Origin of the sequence: Microcoleus sp. AR_TQ3_B6 (assembly GCF_036702785.1) — a bacterium.
In the GTDB taxonomy this organism is placed as follows: domain Bacteria; phylum Cyanobacteriota; class Cyanobacteriia; order Cyanobacteriales; family Microcoleaceae; genus Microcoleus.
In genome coordinates, this window is the sequence record NZ_JAUBVJ010000175.1 from 1 (window position 1) to 5556 (window position 5556).

The 5556-nt window shown below is 42.6% G+C and carries 7 protein-coding genes; all 7 read right to left on the reverse strand.

The genetic code is table 11. The features are described 5' to 3' along the window. Nucleotides 1-351: 351 nt before the first annotated feature. On the reverse strand, nt 352-639 hold the full coding sequence (locus QUB56_RS36110; RefSeq protein WP_332961169.1) for a hypothetical protein: 288 nt from the start codon (nt 637-639) through the stop codon (nt 352-354). Nucleotides 640-699: 60 nt separating this feature from the next. Beyond that, complete coding sequence (locus QUB56_RS36115; protein ID WP_332961170.1) at nt 700-1065, reverse strand: hypothetical protein; 366 nt, start codon at nt 1063-1065, stop codon at nt 700-702. 11 nt (nt 1066-1076) lie between these two features. Beyond that, nucleotides 1077-1346, reverse strand: a complete 270-nt coding sequence (locus tag QUB56_RS36120; protein WP_332961171.1) for a hypothetical protein — start codon at nt 1344-1346, stop codon at nt 1077-1079. Between the two features lies 1 nt (nt 1347). Then, nucleotides 1348-1947, reverse strand: a complete 600-nt coding sequence (locus QUB56_RS36125; RefSeq protein ID WP_332961172.1) for a hypothetical protein — start codon at nt 1945-1947, stop codon at nt 1348-1350. A 57-nt stretch (nt 1948-2004) separates the two neighbouring features. Next, nucleotides 2005-2310 carry a hypothetical protein gene (locus QUB56_RS36130; RefSeq protein ID WP_332961173.1) on the reverse strand — a complete coding sequence of 102 codons (306 nt, stop codon included), beginning with the start codon at nt 2308-2310 and terminating at the stop codon, nt 2005-2007. Nucleotides 2311-2491: 181 nt separating this feature from the next. Continuing rightward, nucleotides 2492-4015, reverse strand: coding sequence for a hypothetical protein (locus tag QUB56_RS36135; RefSeq protein ID WP_332961174.1), 1524 nt, complete (start codon nt 4013-4015; stop codon nt 2492-2494). Next, a partial coding sequence (locus QUB56_RS36140) for a hypothetical protein (protein ID WP_332961175.1) occupies nt 4012-5556 on the reverse strand: 1545 nt, incomplete at its 5' end. The genes QUB56_RS36135 and QUB56_RS36140, both read right to left, overlap by 4 nt.

Consider the following 5556-nt stretch of genomic DNA (forward strand, 5'->3'; position numbering starts at 1 on the left):
ACTCCAGAAGTCGCCAAATATTCAATAATTTGGTTGTCAGGGTAGATTAGCTTTAAACTACCCATAATTAGCTCAGTTGATCTACCAAGAGGTAATGAAAAAATTAATTGGTGCATTGTCGTTCTTGTAATTGCTGAAGGAGGGAAGATATTTCATTAACAACTGCTTGACCTTCTTCTGCACTCCGAAACTGAAGAAGTATGCAGCTTTCAACATATTTTTTTTCGTTTTCTAATGCTATAATTGCATTTCTTATCTCGTTATAGTTGGGGCTCTTGCTGCTCAACAAGTCCTTTGCTCTTTGTATTGTCATGTCACGCAAATTATTAATTTCAACTTGGTAACAACAAGTTAAGTGAGCTTGGTATCATGCTCTCGATATTCATCAAAAGCTTCATTCTCTAGTTCGACTAATCCAGAGTTCATGCTAAAATCCTCATCTTTTGTAGATAAACGTTTTTCCACGGTAGTTAAGCGTTGCCCTTGGATTTGAGCAACTCTGGCCAAAGAAGTGATACGACCTTGTTGAGCCTTTGCCCTAGCCTTATTTAGTTGCACTCCCTTGTACAAGTAAGCAAGGATAGCAAAAAAAGACGTAATCGTGCCCAACACTAAGCTAATTGTTGCTAAGTGGTTCATTATTTATGCTAAATACCGATATCCTAAAATAAGGTTAATTTTTGCTATATTAAATTTACCTTATCCTCCTGTAATTCCTGTATACACTTCAATTACGATTGCAACTTCTTTAAGCCAGCGAACGGGCTCAAATTTCAGATGGTATTGAGAAGTTAACACGGGAAGTTTTACAAGTGTGATGCGACGTAAAGGGATTTTGTGCCGCGAACCTTCAAAGTCTGGATTGAAATTATCGCCTAGCAATTGGGTTAAATTTCCCGCAAGCCACCAAGAAGGCTTTGCAGAAAAAGAAGTCGTGTAAATTCTAACAGTGTGTTGTGAAAGACTTCCGGGGATTAAGATTTTATCAATTGGCTCTTGAGGCGATGGCGATGAATGAAGAGCGTTATAAACACTTTGCCAATCACTATCATTTTCTAGACCCATTGATGACAGACCTACTTCAAAGCGTTTACACGCCAGCAATAATTTTCTATCTCTTCCGAAATTAAATCAGAATTTATCATTGCTGTTCGCAAATATTCGTCCATGCTTAAGCCTGTTGCTTCAACAGCTTCTAGCCACTCTTCTTCTGATATCTTATCGTCTAAGAAATCCCTCAAACTGTAAGCCGCACTATAAAGGTTTTTGACGCAAGTATTGAGTTCGTCTAACGATAGACCAGGCATCAAAATGATAGAAGGTGTTAAAGCAGCAGAGATAGTCATATTATCGACGCTTGAATCTTTCAGGTTTAAAAGTACAACTATAACTATTTGCAGCGTCGCCAGCATCTTTTGCTGCAATCGCTGATGCCAAAGCAGTAGCTTTTGTTTGCTCGTGATCGTTAGGAGCTGTGCCCGTTGCTCCAAACGGATACGTGTAACTGTTACCGACGCGCTTTTTGTAAGAAAGTTTAGTTATTGTGCTTATTGTAGGGTCTCCGCTCCCAGAAGCACCAACAAAAACTATTATTTTTGCTGCCTCAAAACCGCCTGAATTATTAAAAGTTTCGAGCAGATTTAAGTTATTCGCGCCTGTTGTTCCACTTGCATCTAATCCTACGGCTGTGGCTTGATTAAACGCTCGACCAGTAATAGTTACTTTTTCCGAGTTTGCTTGTGCAGTTCCAATTGGTTTCCCAAAAGGACTAACTCCGCGAACAATACTGCCTCCCCGTGGTTCTAGCGCTCCGGCTCCGGGTTTAGGAATATGTTGAGGATTGCCGGCTTGATAAAGGAGAAAATTAGCTAAAGCGCTACCGGCAGGAGGGGTAGTGCCTTGAAGCATTTTTACGGCAAATTTTAAGCGAGAGAATCGCCTTGTCATAATAAAAAAAGTGCGTTTGCGTTAAATTACGAAAAACAAACAAGTCAGTTTTGAGTTTTAACCGACAAAAGGCGCAACTTCATCAGAAATCGGAGATGTTACTCGCAAAGAAATTGTTTTCACGACATAAAGACTGCCGTCCGAACCACTTTGTTGTTGCACAACAGGCGCGGTTAGAGAGTTGAGATTTTGTCCAGGTGGCAAATCTTGATTGATCCGCTGCTGAGCTTTATAAGCAGCCAGCAAAGCCGTATACAAAAGGCTTGTCATTTCGTCGCCATCATTTCCTAAGCCTGCAATAACTGCCTTGGTTCTAGGATCTTGAACTTGAGCCAATAGATCTTGCTTGCTAATGCCTGTCATTTACTTGAATCTCCATGTCTGCTTTTTCATCATGAAGTTTTTACATGATGGTGTCAAGCGGTAAAACCCTTGCTATCAGAGTGTTTGAGTATACTTTTTGTTGCGTACAACCCTAGGGTTGTACAAAGTAGTATATTTTCTTAGACTTTCTTTTGTGAATTTTTGTAAAGATTGATTTTATCTAGCCCAGGTTGGGCAAGTTGGCCGGTTCATTCTCTGGCCAAAGGTCAAACTCGATCGTTTCTTCGTCCCAAAGCGTCCCGGCTAAGTCTTCCCGTCCACTTAAATCAGTTGATTTTTTTTTCCACACAAGCACAGCCTTGCTCGGGTAGACGATGTAAGGTAGTGCTTGCCGGCGAGGTGTTGCTTGCACGTAACCAGACTCTCGCACTCCATTGGGTAAAAGTTCCGCAGTAGATAACTGCAGCAGCTCTTCAATTTGTTGCAAAGCCGAATTTCCTGTAGCCCCGTAAGCTTGCATCTGTTGACTGTTGTCCAATTGTGCAGTGATTAATACTTGCCCGCTGTTGTAAGGCTTAGCCGCTAATTTGATTTCTTTCCAGGTCAGGCCGCGTTTGACATCAAAAACGGTAATTTGCCTCTTCCTTGCTCTCTTTCCGTCTGGCATCACCCACGGCGGGCTTGGCTTTTCTTTAAACTCAATTATCAATCGCCTCTGCACGACGCCTGGACGAATGTACTCATCCGTGGGTGAACCATTAATCAAAACTCCCACATCACGATTTCTAAACATTTGATGCGTAGCAAGCACTGAAACAATATTAGGACCGAGCACTGCTTCCCGACCACTGAGAACTATTCGCTCATCTGGCACAGTGCGATCGGGAGTGACCTCTACAATCCGCTCCGCCCCCAAAACGTTGTTATTTGCGATCGCCTGCTCTGCCAAGAAAGCATCGATGCCACCAGCTACTGCATAGCCGGCCTCGATACAAGCTTCGGTGCCTTCCTCCCAAGCCTCTTCTACAAAGTTTCTAAGAAAGGTATTAGGGATAGACTCAATCGCGTTTTCGATTGTACTGGCGATTGTCCAACTTTCACCCTTTCCCCAATTCTCTACGTTTGCTGTTCCAACTATGCCACGCAGTGCTATGCCAAAGGGGTTGCTCGGATCTTTTAAAGCCCGACGCACATTTTTGTAGAGCCATAGGAAAGAAGCCTGTACTCCCATCCGAAAGCCCGCTTGAATAACTTCCGTCGCCGCATCTAGCATCTCATCGATCGCCTGCTCGCCAACTTCTTTAAGTAAGTGTGTGGCTAAGCTTTCGTTGAATGTCATGATTGCCGCAGCAGGAACGAGCCCGCAGCCAATCCAACCGATTGCCCGCCCCACTGCACTGCCTAATATTCCCCCAAATGAATCCCAAAGGCCCTGAATTTGTGTGTCGATAGATTCATCTGTCATATTCCAATCAAAGTTGGCAACAAAAGTTACTCCGCCAACAATCCAACCCCACAATTTTGTCCAGCTAAAACTTAACAGATTGAGCGCTCCGGATATCAAAAAACCAACAAAACGACTAGCTCCATCCCACAAATTTTCTAAAAATCCTTTATCGTCAGAGCTTACAGTAGCTGTTGCCGACCAAGTTCTAACAAGAGACCCCCCCGTTGATGACTCCCTTATTTTGCGAGAACCTAAATCCCGCAATACCAGCCCTATCTTTTCGATTTTTGTGCTCATTCATCTTTCCCTGCTTGTGCAATATTGTCCCCAATTTGACGAATCCGAGGCCGTTGCTCTCTATCGCGACCATAAGGGGTATTTGCATTTTCAATTCCAGTCGAAAATCCAAAACCGTTCTCATATTGGTCGAGTTTGTCCTCCCATGATTCTTTTGTTGGTGCAGTGTCACCATCAGCAGTTTTTACATTGGTTATTTTTTCTGAAAGGTCAACGCTTCCTTTTAATTGCGAAAGAATTTGTTTCTTGATATCGTTTTTGGGATTTACTTGCCTCCAATGTACAGCTCTGATTATTGCTGCAGCTTGTAACAAATCAAGAATCAGGTCGCGTAGAGTTTCTTTGTTTTCATATTCAATACCTTTTGTGTGAACAACAGTTTCTACGATCAGTTTGTCTATGGATGTCGCCCCTGGGGTGTACGTTGATGGAATTTCAACATCAAATTCAGCGTAAGGGAAAGCCATGTATTTAGCAATTGCCATAGTTGCTAAATACCCTTTTATTGCTTCTTGACGAGCCATTCCAGACTCTGTCAAGTTTCGGACAGACAATGCTACCAAAGCCTCGACATTAGCTTGGATAGAAAGTATTTGTCCTTCTATCTCAGCGACCGATTCTGCTAAATTTGGAAATTTTACAGACTTTTCTTGATTTCCTTCTTTGGTCAAGTCGGCGTCTTTTATATCTATTTGTATCTCCCATTGTCCCCAGCGTTCGTCGTCGCGCCTAAATTGCCAGTCGAGTAAATCCACAAAATCCTCTATTGGTACTTGTGGCGGTTCTGCTGGCTGTTCTCCTTCTTTTGGTACTTCTTGAATAATAGTTGCTGGCAATTTACCGGGGAATTTAGCAATTCCTAAGCCTTTGTGAATCTCTCTTAAAAGCTTGGTACTTTCTCTACAGCATTCATCCATGTTTCGTCTCCTTGGTGGTGGGTTTGGAAAGGGGGAAGCAGAAGGAGGAGGGGGAGGAGAAGGAGTCGGGGGAGAATTAGGATTAGGGAGACAGATAACTTGATATTCTGCACCACCAAAGGTTTCAAAATATTCGCTTACCACTGTACCGTTATAAACAACTCCCGGGAATATCGGTTCTGCAATTTCTTGAGCAAATCGACTATCATCGGAACGTGCGGGCCACAGATTAAGAGTTACTTCGACGCTTCCAGGTGGTTGTTGAGTAGTTGCCCCAAAATTGGTATAAGTAAATGTTCTTAAAAACTTGCCATTTGGCAGTGGAGCATATGTATATTCGTATTGGTATAATTTTTTTATAGTTCCATCTAAATTTAATCCCTTCCATCCACCCTCAATAGTTCTTTTGAGGGTACCATAAAGTAATTTTCCAGAACTCTCGCACTCAGCCGCGATAGTTGGTGTTGGTGTTGATGTTGGTGTTGGTGTCGGTGTTGGTGTTGAATTAGGGTTTGGTTTTTTTTGCGGAAAACCTAACCCTAATTCAATCTCGATCGGGGTAAAGGGAATTTGCAACGAAACACTAACACCAACGCCACCATCTTTAGAGACGGAGACGTTAAC